Annotated in this window: 12 protein-coding genes; 2 read left to right on the plus strand and 10 right to left on the minus strand. The window is 54.9% G+C overall.

Annotation, left to right across the window (positions count from 1 at the left end; all coding sequences use genetic code 11):
* Positions 1–145 precede the first annotated feature (145 nt).
* Positions 146–1,093 (minus strand): LysR substrate-binding domain-containing protein, encoded by a 948-nt coding sequence (locus VV869_RS14895; protein ID WP_337735715.1) that lies wholly within the window; start codon positions 1,091–1,093, stop codon positions 146–148.
* A gap of 97 nt (positions 1,094–1,190) precedes the next feature.
* On the opposite strand from VV869_RS14895, the gene VV869_RS14900 reads away from it, so the two are divergent.
* Entirely contained in the window at positions 1,191–1,427 is a 237-nt protein-coding gene (locus VV869_RS14900; RefSeq protein ID WP_337735716.1) for a DUF1127 domain-containing protein, read from the plus strand.
* A 93-nt stretch (positions 1,428–1,520) separates the two neighbouring features.
* On the opposite strand, the gene tkt is transcribed toward VV869_RS14900, so the two are convergent.
* The 5 genes from tkt to VV869_RS14925 all read right to left on the minus strand — a co-directional run bounded on the left by tkt (position 1,521) and on the right by VV869_RS14925 (position 7,807).
* A complete protein-coding gene (tkt, locus tag VV869_RS14905; RefSeq protein ID WP_337735717.1) occupies positions 1,521–3,530 on the minus strand; it encodes a transketolase in 2,010 nt (669 codons plus the stop codon).
* An 82-nt stretch (positions 3,531–3,612) separates the two neighbouring features.
* Positions 3,613–4,563: a transaldolase gene (gene tal / locus VV869_RS14910; RefSeq protein WP_337735718.1), complete on the minus strand. Its 951-nt coding sequence runs from the start codon at positions 4,561–4,563 to the stop codon at positions 3,613–3,615.
* A gap of 399 nt (positions 4,564–4,962) precedes the next feature.
* Complete coding sequence (locus tag VV869_RS14915) at positions 4,963–5,337, minus strand: SirB2 family protein (protein WP_337735850.1); 375 nt, start codon at positions 5,335–5,337, stop codon at positions 4,963–4,965.
* 56 nt (positions 5,338–5,393) lie between these two features.
* Positions 5,394–5,537, minus strand: a complete 144-nt coding sequence (locus VV869_RS14920; protein ID WP_337735719.1) for a hypothetical protein — start codon at positions 5,535–5,537, stop codon at positions 5,394–5,396.
* A complete protein-coding gene (locus VV869_RS14925) occupies positions 5,534–7,807 on the minus strand; it encodes a nitric-oxide reductase large subunit (protein WP_337735720.1) in 2,274 nt (757 codons plus the stop codon). The genes VV869_RS14920 and VV869_RS14925 overlap by 4 nt, the downstream gene beginning before the upstream one ends.
* Positions 7,808–8,018: 211 nt before the next feature.
* Between VV869_RS14925 and norR the strand changes: the two genes are divergently transcribed.
* Positions 8,019–9,638 carry a nitric oxide reductase transcriptional regulator NorR gene (norR, locus tag VV869_RS14930; RefSeq protein ID WP_443147326.1) on the plus strand — a complete coding sequence of 540 codons (1,620 nt, stop codon included), beginning with the start codon at positions 8,019–8,021 and terminating at the stop codon, positions 9,636–9,638.
* A gap of 100 nt (positions 9,639–9,738) precedes the next feature.
* Here norR and VV869_RS14935 read toward each other — a convergent pair whose 3' ends face one another.
* The 4 genes from VV869_RS14935 to VV869_RS14950 form a co-directional block, all read right to left on the minus strand.
* Positions 9,739–12,582 (minus strand): ATP-binding protein, encoded by a 2,844-nt coding sequence (locus VV869_RS14935; protein WP_337735722.1) that lies wholly within the window; start codon positions 12,580–12,582, stop codon positions 9,739–9,741.
* A gap of 348 nt (positions 12,583–12,930) precedes the next feature.
* Positions 12,931–14,421 (minus strand): lactate dehydrogenase, encoded by a 1,491-nt coding sequence (locus VV869_RS14940; RefSeq protein WP_337735723.1) that lies wholly within the window; start codon positions 14,419–14,421, stop codon positions 12,931–12,933.
* Positions 14,422–14,778: 357 nt separating this feature from the next.
* Complete coding sequence (gene deoD, locus VV869_RS14945) at positions 14,779–15,489, minus strand: purine-nucleoside phosphorylase (protein WP_337735724.1); 711 nt, start codon at positions 15,487–15,489, stop codon at positions 14,779–14,781.
* Between the two features lie 42 nt (positions 15,490–15,531).
* Positions 15,532–15,702, minus strand: a complete 171-nt coding sequence (locus VV869_RS14950) for a XapX domain-containing protein (RefSeq protein ID WP_261603127.1) — start codon at positions 15,700–15,702, stop codon at positions 15,532–15,534.
* Positions 15,703–16,277: the final 575 nt, after the last annotated feature.

Genomic DNA, 16,277 nt, shown 5'->3' on the forward strand with positions numbered 1-16,277 from the left:
TGACTGTAATTGGGCGGCGGAGTTCCCTTCTTGCTGGGGCCCAGAGTATTTTTTTGCGTGATGCTCTGGCAAGAGCACCGGGGGCGGAGTCTTCGGCGGATCTCGGCCCTGAATTGAAATTTGCCTGAATGCAGCCACTAGCGAGTTATCGCGACGTTGCCTCAATGATTGTCAGATCCGCCGGTAAGGTTTGCTGAAAGGCTTCGGCCTGGCGGCGGATCCAGTCGCAGAAGGCAATCACTTTTTTGCGTCGGAAGTACCCTTGCGGTGCGCACAGGTAATAGCGGAACGTAGGTTTGACGGCGACGCGATCAATACGAACCAGCTTGCCTTCTTCCAGGTAGCGTTGGGCCAGGGTATGACGGGCCAGCGCGACCCCCTGCACCGACAGCGCCCCTTCCAGGACATAGTTGGCCCCGTCGTAGGCCAGCGCCGTCGTGCCGCCTTTGGCACCGACCAATGACAGCCAGCGCTGCCAGTTCATGTCCGGCCAAATATCCCCAATCAGATGAACCCGTTGCAGATCTTCGATGGAGTGGATCTGATGCTGTTCCTGATAAAGCGGATGACACACCGGATAGAGCAAGTCATCCATCAGCCACTGAGTGGTCAGGTCGCTGTAGCGGCCTTCCCCGTAACGAATGCAGAGATCGATGGAAGATTGGGCAAAGGTTTGCAGTTGGGTTTTCGATTCGACCAACACGGACAAATCCGGGTGCTCGTCGCGAAAGGTATTCATCCGGGGCACCAGCCAGTGCTGGGAGAACGAGGGCAGGGTGGATAAGGACAACCGCTGCGGCTCCGGATCATGATTGAGCAACCACAGCCCGTTCTGAATGGCCGTGAAACCCTGCTGGGTGTGCTCAAACAGCATCTGACCCTCGGGAGTCAGGACGATTTTACGATGCTGGCGGTAGAACAAAGGGGTTTCCAGCCACTCTTCCAGAAGCCGGATTTGCTGGCTGATCGCCGCTGCGGTGACAAACAGGTGATCGGCTGCGGCCTTGAAGCTGCCGAGCTGTGCTGCCTGATGAAAATAATACAGTCCTTGCAGCGGCGGCATGCGTTTGTGTGCTTCCGTAGCGTTTGACATAAGCTTTCCTTAACTGAGTGCCAGGATTGATCGTTTGAGCAAACTGCAGTGGTGAACCAAGATAAGCCCATAGATTACACGATAGTAGGGCTTAAATATGCGTATGACAACGTTTGAACCAGTCTTCCCAACAGTGCAGCAAGTGGTAGCTTCAGTTAAGCGTGGGTTTTCTTTATATCGAAACTGGCGACAGCAACGGCGCCGGGCGTATTACCTGAGCGATCTCCCGGCGCATCTTCGGGAAGATATCGGGCTGGATCGTCTGATGGAAATGCCCCCCGCTTCGGTGACAGGGCAACGACACAGCTGTGCGGACAAGGCGAAGCAGAAATAAAGCCGCTGGTGTATGCCGGATGGCATGCCCGCCAGCGATGCAGGCATAAAAAAACCGGCCATCATGACCGGTTTTTGTGTGTGAGCTGAGGGCTTATGCCAGCAGTTCTTTGGCAGTGCTCACCACGTTTTCAGTGGTGAAACCGAACATCTCGAACAGCTGATCGGCCGGTGCAGATTCACCGAAAGTGGTCATGCCGATGATGCGACCGTCAAAGCCGACGTACTTGTACCAGAAGTCGGCGATGCCGGCTTCAATCGCAATCCGCGCTGTGACGTCAGATGGCAGCACAGACTCACGGTAAGCCGCATCTTGCTTATCGAAGGCATCGGTCGATGGCATGGAAACCACGCGAACCTGCTTGCCTTCAGCCGTCAGGGCTTCGGCTGCGCTCATTGCCAGCTCAACTTCAGAGCCGGTGGCGATCAGGATCAACTCAGGCTTGCCGTCGCTGTCTTTCAGGATGTAACCACCCTTGGCGATGTCAGTCACCTGCGCTTCGCTGCGTGCTTGTTGGGCCAGGTTCTGGCGCGAGAAGATCAGCGCGGTCGGCGCGTCTTTGCGTTCAATCGCCAGTTTCCACGCCACAGCAGATTCAACCTGATCACAAGGACGCCAGGTGCTCATGTTCGGAGTCAAACGAAGCGAGGCGATTTGCTCAACCGGCTGGTGGGTCGGGCCGTCTTCGCCCAGACCGATGGAGTCGTGGGTGTAGACTTGGATGTTCTGCACTTTCATCAGCGCAGCCATGCGCATGGCGTTACGGGCGTATTCCATGAACATCAGGAAGGTTGCGCCGTATGGCACGAAACCACCGTGCAGGGCGATACCGTTGATGATCGCAGTCATGCCGAACTCACGCACACCGTAGTGGATGTAGTTACCAGACGCGTCATCAGCAGTCAGGGATTTCGAGCCAGACCACATGGTCAGGTTCGATGGCGCCAGGTCAGCCGAGCCGCCCATGAACTCAGGCAACAGTTTGCCGAACGCTTCCAGCGCGTTTTGGGACGCTTTACGCGAGGCGATGTTAGCCGGGTTGGCTTGCAGATCAGCGATGATCGCGTTGGTTGCTTCTTCCCAGTTTGCAGGCAGTTCGCCGTTCATGCGACGCTTGAACTCAGCCGCCAGCTCAGGGTATGCCGCCGCATAGGCTGCAAACTTCTCGTCCCAGGCTGCTTCTTTGGCAGCGCCGGCATCTTTGGCATCCCACGCCGTGGCAATATCAGCCGGGATTTCAAACGGACCGTGGTTCCAGCCCAGGAATTCACGTGCCGCAGCGATTTCGTCGTGGCCCAGTGGTGCGCCGTGACAGTCGTGCGAGCCGGCTTTGTTTGGTGAGCCGAAGCCGATGATGGTTTTGGTGCAGATCAGAGTTGGTTTGCCGCTTTCTGCTTTCGCCGCTTCGATGGCTGCGTTGATCGCTTCTGGATCGTGACCGTCAACCGCCGGGATCACGTGCCAGCCGTAAGCTTCAAAACGCTTGGCAGTGTCGTCCGTGAACCAGCCTTCCACTTCACCGTCAATCGAGATGCCGTTGTCATCCCAGAACGCGATCAGTTTGCCCAGACCCAGGGTACCGGCCAGAGAGCAGGCTTCGTGCGAGATCCCTTCCATCAGACAGCCGTCGCCCATGAACACGTAAGTGAAGTGATCGACGATGTCGTGGCCGTCCTGGTTGAACTGCGCAGCCATGGCTTTTTCAGCAATCGCCATGCCCACGGCATTGGTGATGCCCTGACCCAGCGGACCTGTGGTGGTTTCGATACCCGGCGCGTAGCCGTACTCCGGGTGGCCCGGGGTTTTCGAGTGCAACTGACGGAAGTTCTTCAGCTCTTCGATCGGCAGCGCGTAGCCGGTCAGGTGCAGCAGCGAGTAGATCAGCATTGAGCCGTGGCCGTTAGACAGCACGAAGCGGTCACGGTCGGCCCAGTTCGGGTTTTGCGGGTTGTGGTTCATGTGGCTGCGCCACAGGACTTCGGCGATATCAGCCATGCCCATTGGGGCACCCGGGTGACCGGAGTTGGCTTGTTGTACACCGTCCATGCTCAGGGCACGGATTGCATTTGCAAGATCTTTGCGAGAAACAGCTTGTTGTTCCATGTTGGTTTCCACTGTTGATTTTGTTGGATTCGGAAAAGGAAGAAAGCGGCTGGATGGCCGCTTTCTGAATTCATGATGTTGCTTACAGACGCTCAGCGATCATCGCTTCCAGCTTGCCCTGGTCAACGGCGAAGTTGCGGATGCCTTCAGCCAGTTTTTCAACGGCCATCGCGTCCAGGTTGTGCTCCCACAGGAATTCTGCGTGGTTCATCGCTGCCGGACGCTCTTTCTTTTCAACGTCAGCAAACAGTTTCTGAACAACTTCGCCTTCAGCTTCGCTCAGCTCTTGCAGCAGCTGTGGGCTGATGGTCAGACGGTCACAACCGGCCAGTTCCAGGATTTCACCGGTGTTACGGAAGCTCGCACCCATGACTACAGTGTTGTAGCCGTGTGCTTTGTAGTAGTTGTAGATGCTGGTGACAGACAGAACACCTGGATCTTCAGACGCTTCGAAGTCACGGCCTTCTTTGGCTTTGTACCAGTCCATAATGCGGCCGACGAATGGCGAGATCAGGTAAACACCGGCTTCGGCACAGGCACGCGCCTGAGCAAATGAGAACAGCAGCGTCAGGTTACAGTTGATGCCTTCTTTCTCCAGCACTTCGGCAGCGCGGATACCTTCCCAGGTTGAAGCCAGTTTGATCAGGATACGGTCATTGGTGATCCCGGCATCGTTGTACATTTTCACCAGGTGACGGGCTTTGGCGATGCTGCCTTCGGTGTCGTAAGACAGGCGCGCGTCAACTTCTGTTGAGATACGGCCCGGAACCACTTTCAGGATTTCTTTACCGATGTTCACGGCCAGCATGTCGCAGGTGTCTGCGATTTGCTGTGTTTTGTCATCGCTTTGTGCTTTTGCGTACTCAATCGCCTGATCGATCAGCGGAGCATATTCTTCAATCTGAGCGGCCTTCAGGATCAAAGATGGGTTGGTCGTCGCATCTTCCGGTTGATACTTACTGATAGCTTCGATGTCGCCGGTGTCAGCAACAACAGTGGTTAGCGCGCGCAGTTGTTCCAGTTTCGTGCTCATATCTCTCGACCTTCAACGTGTTAGGGGCTTGTCTGATGCTAGCTAAAAGTGTAGCCAGAAAAGGTGGTTTTACCTGTCGGCGAGCCAAATGTTTAATCCGCGTCACGCTCGATGTGAACATATGGATCGCCAGAGAACAATTGATGTGATGATAATTAGCTTTTTACTGAAAGTTGTCAATCTATATGACAACTAAATCGTGCTTGGATCCCACTTTAACTGGCTTGTTGACCATATTTATACCAGATGTACAAGTGAGAATCTTTCGGCTTGTGATGGACGTATGTGAGATGGGTGAGCAAATGATCTCTGTCTTGATCATTTGCTCTGGTTTTTGGGATGATCTCTGTTGAAAGGTGGGTGGGATTTTGAGCAATGAGGCGTGCGGGTTACCCGGGTTTATCCGCCGAGATGTTTGCTGACGGCCAGTTTGACGATCAAGGCCAGCCAGCCGAGCGCTCCGGCGAAGCTTAGCCAGCGCAATCCGGTATGTCGGGCTTTGAGGGCAAAGGCCCCACACATGATGTAAGCGACGACGGCGAACAACTTTACCGAGAGCCAGGGCGCGGCCGAGGTAAAGGGGGTAAAGCCGGTCAGGCCGATCAGGGCCATCCCGCTGGTCAGCAACAAGGTGTCGTTGACGTGCGGGGCGATTTTCAACACCGGGTTGGCAGCTAGCGGTGACTGGCGGCAGATTAAGGTGAAGCGAAACAGGAAGAGACTGATACTGAGCAGGACGGTGAGAACGTGGAAGGTTTTCAGGGTCAGATACATAAATACGGGTTCCCGGTAAACAGCCCGGGCCGACGGCGTGTCGACCCGGGCGGAGGTTACATAGAGGCAGCGACGTTCCACCCCAGTTCATAAGTCAGTTGAATGAGCAGTTGCGGCAGGCTGCCCATCACCGCGATACCCAGGATGATCCCGCAGGAGGCCAGGGTCATTTGGATGGTTGCCTGAACAGATGTGCTCATGATGACAGGGCCTCCGCTTCTTTGGTTTTGCCTGATTTAATGGCGTTCATGACCAGTTTCGCCAAGAACAGGCCCAGGAAGATCCCGCCGGCGCCAAACAGCATATCACCCGGCATCCGCAGCCACACCAATGTTTCAACCAGCGGACTGTGCATGACTTCCGGTGAACGTGCATACCAGTAACCGTTGTCGATGACGGCGAAGAACTGAACCAGGCCGACCGGCAGCAGGGACATCAGCAGCATCGCGGCCAAGCCGATATTGAGTGACCAGAATGCCCACTTGAGCCATTTGTCATCCCAGCCTTTCGATTCACCAGCCAGACCGCGCAGGCAGAACAGCATCAGGCCAATGCCCAGCATACCGTAAACGCCCATGAACGCACCGTGACCGTGGGTTGCTGTGGTGTTCAGGCCCTGGATAAAGTAGAGCGCGACCGGTGGGTTGATGAGGAAGCCCAGGACCCCGGCACCGAACAGGTTCCAGAACGCAGTGGCGACGAAGAACATAATGGCCCATTTGTAGCGGCGCATCCACTCCGTGGCGTTACGCATCCGGTAGCTTTCTACTGCTTCAAAACCGATGAGTGCCAGTGGAACCACTTCCAGTGCCGAGAAGATGGCACCCCAGGCAATGACTGGTGTCGGGGTACCGGTGAAGTACAGGTGGTGCAGGGTACCAATCAGGCCGCCGGTCAGGAAGACAACCGTGGCAAAGAGTACGGCGCTGTTGGCTGTTGCCGCACGGACCAGGCCGAGGCGGACAAACATCAGGGCAATGACGGAGGTGGCAAAGGTTTCGAAGAAGCCTTCAACCCACAGGTGAACCACCCACCAGCGCCAGTATTCGGCAATCGCCAGGTTGGTATGTTTGCCCTGGAACAGACCGGCACCATAGAACAGGCCGATTGCAACACAGGAAGCGTACAGCACCCAAATGACGGCGCGCATCTCACCTTGCTGCGACAATGCCGGGCGGATAGCACGGGTGACCAGCGTCAGCCAGATGAGCAGGCCTGCCAGCAGCAGCACCTGCCAGATACGGCCCAGATCGATGTACTCCTGGCCTTGGTGGCCGAGCAGGTAGCTGGTGTCCAGGTCAAAGTACTGCTGAACCGCCAGCCATTCACCGGCCATAGAGCCGAGAACAACCACAACCAGGGCTACCCACAGGACATTCACGCCATGGCGCTGGAATTTCGGCTCATGGCCGGACAGCGCTGGTGCGATATATAAACCGGTACCGAGCCAGGCGGTGGCAATCCAGAATACGGCCAGCTGGGTGTGCCAGGTACGAGTCACGGAGTAAGGCAGAATTTCAGACAGGGGAATGCCGTAGAAATCCTGACCTTCCACACCATAGTGAGCGGTGACACCGCCGAGGAAAACCTGCAGCAGGAACAGCCCTACAGCAGTCAGGAAGTACTTACCGACGGCTTTTTGTGATGGCGTAGGCGTGCTGTCAAACAGCGGATCCTGACTCGGTGGGGTCGGCAGCGGTTCATGCTTCAGGGCGGCGTGATACCAAGCCAGGGCACCGACACCGGCGATCAGTACGACCACACTCAGAATAGACCAGACAATGTTGTTGGAGGTCGGAGTATTGCCCACAACAGGATCGTATGGCCAGTTGTTGGTGTAGGTGTAATCCTGATCGACACGCTCAGTCCCGGCAGCCCAGGCACTCCAGAAGAAGAACGCGGTCAGTTGCTGGCGACGCTCGGCAGTCGAGACGGTGCCTTCTTTCATGGCGTAATCTTCACGCAGCGACTGCCAGGCCGGGTCGTCGCCAAACAGGCCGATGTAGTGCTGCTGAAGCAGGGCAATGGCATCGGAACGACGTTCAGAAAGGGTAATGATGCCGGTGTCCGGGTTGTAGCTATTCGGACGAATATCTTCACGCAGCTCTTGCTCCAGGGCCGCTTGCTGGCTGCCGGTGAGCTGGGTGAAAGGCTTATTGAACTTGTCCTGGGCGGTGAGTTCCAGCCAGTTGTTGGCTTCACGATGCAGCCAGTCGGCGGTCCAGTCCGGGGCAACGTAGGAGCCGTGTCCCCAGATGGAGCCGAGCTGATGGCCGCCCATGGAGCGCCAGACCAGCTGGCCGCGCTGGATGTCTTCTTTGGTGTAGATCACCTCTCCTTGGGTGCTGACGACCTGGGTTGGAATTGGGGGCGCTTCCCGGTAAATATCGCTGCCGATGCTGAGCAGAACCGTGAAGGAGGCTATGCAGACGATCAGTAGCGAGATAATCGATAGTTTTTGTTTCGTCATCTCTGAGTTCTCTTTTTGAATGGATCGTGAACTCATATAACAAAGAACGTGCCAGTTTTTATTTTATTGATTTTAAAAGGTTTTGTCATTCCTCTGATGTCGGAATGACATTCTTTGATATTTGTCAATTTCACACCCGATTGTCTAATTGACACTTTCGTCACAGGCTTTTAAGCTGGGAACCGGCTCAACAATGAATGGAGTTCAACGTATGGTGCTGCCGCCCCGGGATTTCACCCACATCGCTTTAGACCTGACCACCAGTATTTCGACCCAGGATCGGTTTCACCGCCTGCTCAGAACCATTCGCCAGACATTAAACTGTGATGCGTCGGCCCTGCTGGCGTTCCGTGGTCAGCAGTTTACCCCGCTGGCGATCGATGGCCTGCTGCCCGATGTGCTCGGACGTCGGTTTGATCTGGCCGCGCACCCACGCCTGGAAGCCATTGCCCGGGCGGGCGATGTGGTGCGGTTTCCGGCCGACAGTGATTTGCCCGATCCGTTTGACGGCCTGATCCCGAACCAGGATGAGGATTTGAAGGTTCACGCCTGTATCGGCCTGCCGTTGATGGCGGATGATCATCTGATTGGGGCGCTGACCATTGACAGTTTTGATACCCGGGCGTTTCTGGAATTCAGCGATCAGGACCTGCGGACACTGAGCGCGCTGGCGGCGGTGTCGCTGAGCAATGCGCTGATGATGGAACAACTGGAGAAAGAGGCGGCGGGCAGTCCGACGCCGCAGTCGCTGGGCAATCTGGGCGATACCGATCATCAGGAGATGATTGGCCAGTCGGCCCCGATGGTGGCCCTGAAAAACGAGATGGATGTCGTGGCCAGCTCTGATCTCAACGTGTTGATCCTTGGGGAAACCGGGGTGGGCAAAGAGCTGGTCGCCAAGGGGATCCATCGCCAGTCCGATCGCGCTGCGAAGCCGTTGGTGTATCTCAACTGCGCCGCGTTGCCGGAGTCGGTGGCGGAAAGTGAACTGTTCGGCCATGTGAAAGGGGCGTTTACCGGCGCCATCAGCAACCGGAGCGGCAAATTCGAAATGGCCAATGAGGGAACCTTGTTCCTCGATGAAATCGGCGAGTTGCCGCTGGCCTTGCAGGCCAAGTTGCTGCGGGTGATCCAGTATGGTGATTTACAGCGGATCGGCGATGATCGCAGCCTGAAAGTGAATGTTCGCATCATTGCTGCGACGAATAAAGACTTGAAGCAGGAAGTGGTGGAAGGCCGCTTCCGGGCCGATTTGTACCATCGTCTCAGTGTGTTCCCGCTGCATGTGGTCCCGCTGCGCGAGCGGGGCGATGATATTGCGCTGCTGGCCGGATTTTTCCTTGAGAAGTGCCGGGTGAAACTGGGCGTGAGAAGCTTGCGACTCAGCCCGGCGGGATTGGCACGTCTGAGCCAATATCACTGGCCGGGGAATGTCCGTGAGCTGGAGCATGCGATCCACCGGGCGGCGATTCTGGCCCGGGCGGCGTATGGTACTGATGCGCCGCAGATTTTACCGCAGCATTTTAATTTTGCTGCCGCGGCAAGTGAGCATGGGGCAGGTGATCATGGAGCGGTTGAGGTTGACGGGCATCGGTATGCGGGCGGTGCCGTTCGTTGGCCCGATCGCGCAAACCGCCAGGCCTCAGCTGGTGCCATGACGCACCCGGATGGATTCGGCACCGGGCTACGAGAGGCGACGGATGCCTTTCAGACCCATTTTATTCGTCAGGCCCTGGCGCACAATCAAGATAACTGGGCTGCAACGGCACGTCAGCTCGGGGTGGACAGCGGGAATCTTCACCGGTTGGCAAAGCGGCTGGGCCTGAAATAATGCCCGGCGCGCTTTGGTTTATAGTTCATGGTTCATGGTTTATGGTTCATGTTTATTAGTTTTGCGGGGCCGCTTTCTCACGCGGTGAGGCGGCGCACGATTAAGGGGTGATCTCCAGCTGTTGGTGAATTTCGTTAACCAGCAAATGTAGCCGGTGACTGAGCTGGGCCAAATCGTCGCGGCTGGGCTGCTCCCCAGCTTTGAGTTTCTTCTCAATCAGGTTGGCGACCTGTTGGACAGACTGCGCCCCGATACTGCCTGATGCGCCTTTGAGCGAGTGGCTGATCAGGATCGCGCGGTCGCGATCATCTTCATCTAACGCCACCTGGAGCTTTTCCGGATCCTGGCTGTGTTCTTCGGCAAAGATCTGCAAAAACTGCATGATCACGTCCAGATCCTGATCCATCATATCCAGCAATTCATCAATGTTGATGTGCTCAAATTGATCTGCAAAATTGGCGGCTAATTGAGCGGCTTCACGATGGCCGGCTGGATTTATCTGGTCGACCGGCTCAGTTGCCGGAATCGCCGGCGGGAGTGGCTCGCTCGGGGTGCATTGTCCGGCAGGGCTCTCGGTACCGGGCTGCCACATGACCTCAGGGTTGGCTGAGGTCGTTAACTGTGGATCGTTTACGGCAGTTTCCTGTGCATGGGTTTTGCGTAGCATCGCCATATAGGTGATCTTGTGCTTGAAGTTTTGCAGGGCATCCAGCAGTTTTTGTTCGTCCAGCGGTTTAGTGATCACGCAATCGACCCCGGCTGCAATCATATTTCTTTGTGTTTCCTCGAAGACATCCGCGGTACAGGCAAAAATCGGCGTCTGACTGACCGGCGAATCCATGGCCCTGATTTTCTCGGTCGCTTCAATGCCATCCATCACCGGCATATGGTTATCCATCAGGATCACATCAAAGAACTCCCGTTCCAGGATCTCCAGCGCTTTGGCACCGTTTTCCGCGACTTCGGTCATGAATCCCCGTTGTTTGAGGAACGCGTCGATGATCAGCACATTGAGGTGATTGTCTTCCACAATGAGGACTTTCAGGCCCTGGAACGTACTGGGGGTAATATGGATCAGCTCTTTCTCGGTTTCGATGTACTGGCCTTCGTGGATCATCAGGGTGACGGTGAAGGTTGAGCCGACACCCGGCGTGCTGTCAATCCTGACTTCTCCGTTCATTTGTTGGGCCAGTTGCTTGACGATGCTCAGCCCTAATCCGGTGCCGCCGAAGCGGCGGCTGGTCGAGGCTTCCGCCTGAACGAATGGATCGAAGATTTTTTTGATCCGGTCCGGGGCAATGCCGATGCCGGTATCTTTGACGTGGATCGTCAGACAGCACTCGCCGGCTTCCCGGCCGTCTTCCATGTCGAGAATCACTTCGACCTGACCTTGTTCGGTGAATTTGATTGCGTTATTGACCAGGTTGAAGAGAATCTGCCGCAATCGGGATTTATCGGCAAAATACCAGTTGTTGGTATCAAAGTGGCATTGGACATCGAACAGGATCCCTTTCTCCATCGCCAGCGGATAAAAGATACTCTCGACGGTGCCGACCAGATCGGTGAAACAAAAGTTGGTTCTGTCCAGCTTGAGCTGGCCTTGCTCAATCTTAGAAAAATCGAGAATGTCATTGAGCAGGGACATCAGGTGTTTGCCGGATTCCAGCAGGGTGCGGATATGTTTTTCCTGCTCCGCCGATAAATCGGTCTTCAGCAGTAACTGAGACAGGCCCAGCATGCCGTTCATCGGCGTGCGAATTTCGTGGGATAAGTTAGCCAGAAAGGCAGATTTGGCGCGGTCAGCGGCCTCGGATTTTCGCAGCGCCTGGTTCAGTTGTTTGTTGTCATTGGAAATTCGCTCTGCGCCTTGGTTTAACGCATCATGCAGCACTTGAAACTCACGGGGCCCTTGGATCGGTGGATTGGTGCTGTAATCGCCCAGTTTGAACCGTGCAGCCATCCGGGACAGTTTGGCCAGAGGATGGGTGATGCGGCGCGTCAACGCGAACGACAGCACAATCACGATTCCGGTATTCAGCAACAGGGCAATGAGAAAATATCGGTTGAGATAAATGACATCCTGCAACGCGACATCTTTCGGGGTGATCGAGACCAACGACCAGTTAAGTTGGGGGGCGTTTGCCTGGGTGCCTAAGCGAGTGATCACGGCGATTTGGTCGTCGTTGTAGTAGTCGTCATAATACAGCACCTGGCTTTGATCTGGCCTCGTTTTTTGCTGCATGTATCGTTTCCGAAAGTCATCAAATCCTTGCAAGTTAAAGCCCTGATGATGGCCGGACAGAATGATATTGCCACTGCCGTTGATTAAAAAGACGTAGTCTTTGTCCTTACTCTGGTTGTCCAGGTGTTTCAGGTGATCGTTAATATCCGACAGCTCATAGCGAACGGCCAGTAAGGTCGGCTGGGTCTCAGAACTCAGTTTGACCGGCGTGATCAGGTACAGGTAAGGTTTTTGACTCAGGTTAAACGGCTGCGAGAGATAGACCTGCTGCTCGGAGGCGGAGAGCTGCGCCAGGATCTGCGTGATTGACGGGCCGTTGGTACGGCTCAGATCATCGAGGACGGTCGGGAGCTTGGCGCTATGGCACGATTCGGTGATCTGATAGCCTTGAGGACCGTTTTCTAACAGAAAGATCGCGGAAAAGGCCGGATCGACGGCAGTATGATCCGTAAAGTAATGTTTGAGCAGAGATTGGCCGTCCGTGGTTTGATAATTCTTGAATTCTGAAATGGGGGAATTGGCCAGCGTGCGTAGCCAGAGCAGGCGTTTGGCAATTAAGTTTTCGATATTATGGGCGGCTAACTCGTTGCGGTAGCTTAACCCCTGCGAAATATTCGACAGCGCCACGGAGGACATTTTGTCGTTACTGGCCCAGCCATAGAATAAGGCGGGTAAAATGCCGACGGTCAGCATACTGGCCATCAGAATTGGCTTAATTCTGTTAGGGAGTAACCTACTCAAACTCCATTCCCCTCAATCAATTCCTTTTTATTGTTGTAGATACATCTTAGGGGATTATCAATTCGATTCATCCTGATTCGAGAAGGAAAGTTGATCTCAATTGCAAAGAAAATGTTAATCGCGATGAAACGGTGGGCTGCAGGAAGATCACTGGATTGAATTTGCCGGTTTCACATCCGGGAGTCGGATCTTTTCCGTTGGGATATTTGTGGGGAGATCGGCGGCAGACATGCAGCCGGAACGTTCCGGCTGCGCTCTGTTGCAACTGCGCGCATCGGGCTGCCGTGCTTGCCGCGATGCGCTGATGATTTAATTCAGCAATTGCTCCAGGGTGAGCGGCGCTGAAGTGAGCCCGACCCGCTGGGCCGGGGTCATCCCGGTGCGATCCTGGCGGCAGAGGTTATGCCAGGCCCGGTAGATGTCCAGCAGTGGAAGCAGGCCTGCCGGACGTAATTTGCGCCGGGGTTCGTCGACAAGTTGCGAGAACTGATCATGAAACCGGTCCTGATAGTCACCAATGGCATCCCAGCTGGCCAGTTCGAGCCATTTGGCTTCATTGTCCTTCTCGCCGCCTAAGTGGCAGATCCCTTTGCTGACCTCATCCTGGCGGGTAAAGGCCCAGCGATCGCGCCACCAGCCAACCAGGACAATATCAATGCGTCCGGCCTTCTGGCCGTGCTCCCAGTCGCGGTCCGCTTCGACGTACACCGGATGGACAGTCCTGGCTTTGATCCGCTCCATGAACACCGAGATACAGGCAGATCGCAGCAAGGTTTCCTGCGGCATATAAATCGCCAGTGATTCATTGTGTTCCAGCATCTGGGCCAGATGCAGATAGTGGGCATAGACGGTGTATTGCGGGCGGATCAGACAGCCTTTTGCCGGATAGTTGATCCGCGGCATGCTGGAGAGCGGATCTTCCATATTGGGCCGGGACAGGATCTCGCGGTATTTGGCATCGACGCGCGCCAGCGTTCCCTGAGGTGCGGGTGGGCTGGCTTCAACCAGGCGGGCTGCTGGCGCGGCCATGAACCGGGTATCATTCTGATAGGGGTTATGGGTGTCTGACGGGGTCTCGACATCCGTCTGTTGGTAATTGATATGCTGGCCGACCACATAGCCGGAATTGGCCTCGCAGCTGGCAATCCAGCTGACCCCGTTGTCGCTTTTCGGTTGCAGCGGCAGCAAGTTGGAAGCCAGCGACAACTGATGGGCGTGTTTAAATAACCGGGCGTCGAACATCGACAGCTGGCGGCGACAGCGGCTGGCGATATGGGACAGCTGATCGTAAAACGATTTCGGGTTCATGCTGAGGCGGCGGCAGATATCCCGCACGGAATAGCCGGTAAACAACAATGCCAGCAGCTTTTGCTGCACCTGGTTCTTGCCGTTAAATCCCGACCAGCGATCCACAAAGGTACTCTGGCAGCATTTACAACGATAGCGCTGCCGATCGCCGCTGTAGCCAAAGGCATGGTACAGGTGGCGATGGGTCAGGACCGGCAGGCCGAGGTTTTCGCAATCCGGATTGCTGCATGCCGGCAGGCCACTGCTTTGCATCAGCTTGAGGCGGGAGACTTCGGCAGCGACATCATGGTTGTTCAGGATGGGCGGAAAAGCGCCGCATTCACGGCAGACCAGAGTTGGCCGGTTCGGATTATTGCGTTGCAGAACATAATGGCGGGTGTCTTCGGAACCGAAGTTGGGACAACCGACGGTCTTGCAATGATTAAGCTGTAGGTGGCCGCAAGCGGGCGGCAGTAAGGCATCATTGCAATCCGTGTGCAGGGGTTTGATCATACCAGCTTAACCTTATCCTTGTGCCTGGGCTCCCCTTGAGTACCCGGCAGCCACATTGAAAGGGGAGGGAGGGCACTGAATAAAAGAGGCTTCTTTTATTCAGTGCAGCATTAGAGACGATAACTCAGCCTTCATTCTGTCGGTTCGCTGGCGATGGCACGAGACCCGTCGCCAGTTCAAATTGTGTAAGACGCCACATTTTACAAAATATTGAGCCGCGACCCGGCGGAGTGACAGCATCCTTGTCGACACTAATATCCCTGTTTTTCTCATTGCTATACGCTCAATGGATTCAGCGTATAGCGATAAGGAAAAAAGCGGCCGCCGCATCGGGGGCGCGACAACCGCTTCGGAAGGTTAGATGTTAATGGCGGTTTCCAGCGCCACGTTCATCATTTGAGCGAACGACTTCTGACGATCTTCTGCGCTCAGTTTCTCACCACGTTTGATGTGGTCAGACACGGTCAGAATGGTCAGGGCCTTGGCACCCAGCTCAGCTGCCACACCGTAGATACCGGCAGCCTCCATGTCGACACCCAGCATGCCCAGTTTTTCCATCTTGTCGAACAGATCCGCTTCCGGGCTGTAGAACAGGTCAGCAGAGAAAACGTTGCCGACGCGAACCGGCACTTCTTGCAGGCGCGCTTGGTTGACCGCAGTTTCCAGCAGGTGGAAGTCTGCAATCGCAGCGAAGTCATGGTTGTTAAAACGAATGCGGTTGACTTTGGAATCCGTGGAGGCGCCCATCCCGATGATCACGTCCATCAGCTTCACATCATCATGCACCGCGCCGCAGCTACCGATACGAATGATGTTCTTGACGCCGAAATCTTTGATCAGCTCGTGAACATAAATGGAGCATGACGGAATACCCATCCCGTGGCCCATCACAGACACAGGCTTGCCTTTATACGTGCCGGTGTAACCAAACATGTTGCGAACGTCGCAAACCAGCTTTACATCTTCCAGGAAGTTTTCTGCAATGAATTTTGCGCGCAGCGGGTCGCCTGGCATCAGGACCGTTTCTGCAAAGTCACCAAGTTCAGCATTGATATGTGGGGTAGCCATAGCTTACTCCTAGGAATGTATGAAAAAAGAAAAGTGAAAGCGTTAAGAGAAAAAGCGCTCAACAATGGCCTGGTAGGCTATACCACCCAGGTAAACACCGACGATGCCCATAATGCCCGGCAGCACTGGTGGCGCTGGCAGCGGCAGTTTTACGGCTGAAAAAAACAAGCCAACAATTAAGCCTGCAAAGGTGGCAAGCAGAATTTCGTTCATGTGTTTACCCTCTAAGTGTTGCATCTTTGAATTCTCTCCGGCGAATGCGGTGGCTCTTTATTGGCCCCTTATGTCATCGCCTCGTCATGGGAGCAGTGTAGGGAAGATGTCCGGTACGTCTCGCGACATTGATCACATTTTACCTGCTGTTCTGCTGAAATCTACCCGTTGATAACTAAATCTGTTGAAAAGGAGATGGAAACCGTTTGCTTTTTGAACAGTGCGTTGAGGCGCGATAAATGCAGGAATCTGGTGTTTTAGATATTTATCAGACAATTATTGATAAGATTTGTATGTTTTTATGCATCATGTGTCATTTGGTTTTGTTTCGGGAACAGAGTGCCGAATTGTAATGGATTACATTCTGGGTGGTTTGTCAGGGAGTCCGATGAGCCTCGGAAACTGAACCAGAACTCAAACCAGAATTCAAACCACAAATCGACCCGGTTCGGTCGAAGGTGCGCTTGCAGGGTGAAAGTCCGTTTTTGTGGTGAACATCAACACGTTATTGACGCGCGAAACTGGTATTACGGTAAGAATTGACTAAAGATAAGAATGACCACGGCCATCGGGCA

This window comes from Photobacterium sp. MCCC 1A19761, from assembly GCF_037389125.1.
Classification (GTDB): Bacteria; Pseudomonadota; Gammaproteobacteria; order Enterobacterales; family Vibrionaceae; genus Photobacterium.

What these genes read in the sequence shown, in the direction of transcription:
- VV869_RS14895 (WP_337735715.1), bottom strand. Translation starts at nt 1,093, where the DNA reads ATGTCAAACGCTACGGAAGCACACAAACGCATGCCGCCGCTGCAAGGA.
- VV869_RS14900 (WP_337735716.1), top strand. Translation starts at nt 1,191, where the DNA reads ATGCGTATGACAACGTTTGAACCAGTCTTCCCAACAGTGCAGCAAGTG.
- tkt (WP_337735717.1), bottom strand. Translation starts at nt 3,530, where the DNA reads ATGGAACAACAAGCTGTTTCTCGCAAAGATCTTGCAAATGCAATCCGT.
- tal (WP_337735718.1), bottom strand. Translation starts at nt 4,563, where the DNA reads ATGAGCACGAAACTGGAACAACTGCGCGCGCTAACCACTGTTGTTGCT.
- VV869_RS14915 (WP_337735850.1), bottom strand. Translation starts at nt 5,337, where the DNA reads ATGTATCTGACCCTGAAAACCTTCCACGTTCTCACCGTCCTGCTCAGT.
- VV869_RS14920 (WP_337735719.1), bottom strand. Translation starts at nt 5,537, where the DNA reads ATGAGCACATCTGTTCAGGCAACCATCCAAATGACCCTGGCCTCCTGC.
- VV869_RS14925 (WP_337735720.1), bottom strand. Translation starts at nt 7,807, where the DNA reads ATGACGAAACAAAAACTATCGATTATCTCGCTACTGATCGTCTGCATA.
- norR (WP_443147326.1), top strand. Translation starts at nt 8,019, where the DNA reads ATGGTGCTGCCGCCCCGGGATTTCACCCACATCGCTTTAGACCTGACC.
- VV869_RS14935 (WP_337735722.1), bottom strand. Translation starts at nt 12,582, where the DNA reads ATGGCCAGTATGCTGACCGTCGGCATTTTACCCGCCTTATTCTATGGC.
- VV869_RS14940 (WP_337735723.1), bottom strand. Translation starts at nt 14,421, where the DNA reads ATGATCAAACCCCTGCACACGGATTGCAATGATGCCTTACTGCCGCCC.
- deoD (WP_337735724.1), bottom strand. Translation starts at nt 15,489, where the DNA reads ATGGCTACCCCACATATCAATGCTGAACTTGGTGACTTTGCAGAAACG.
- VV869_RS14950 (WP_261603127.1), bottom strand. Translation starts at nt 15,702, where the DNA reads ATGAACGAAATTCTGCTTGCCACCTTTGCAGGCTTAATTGTTGGCTTG.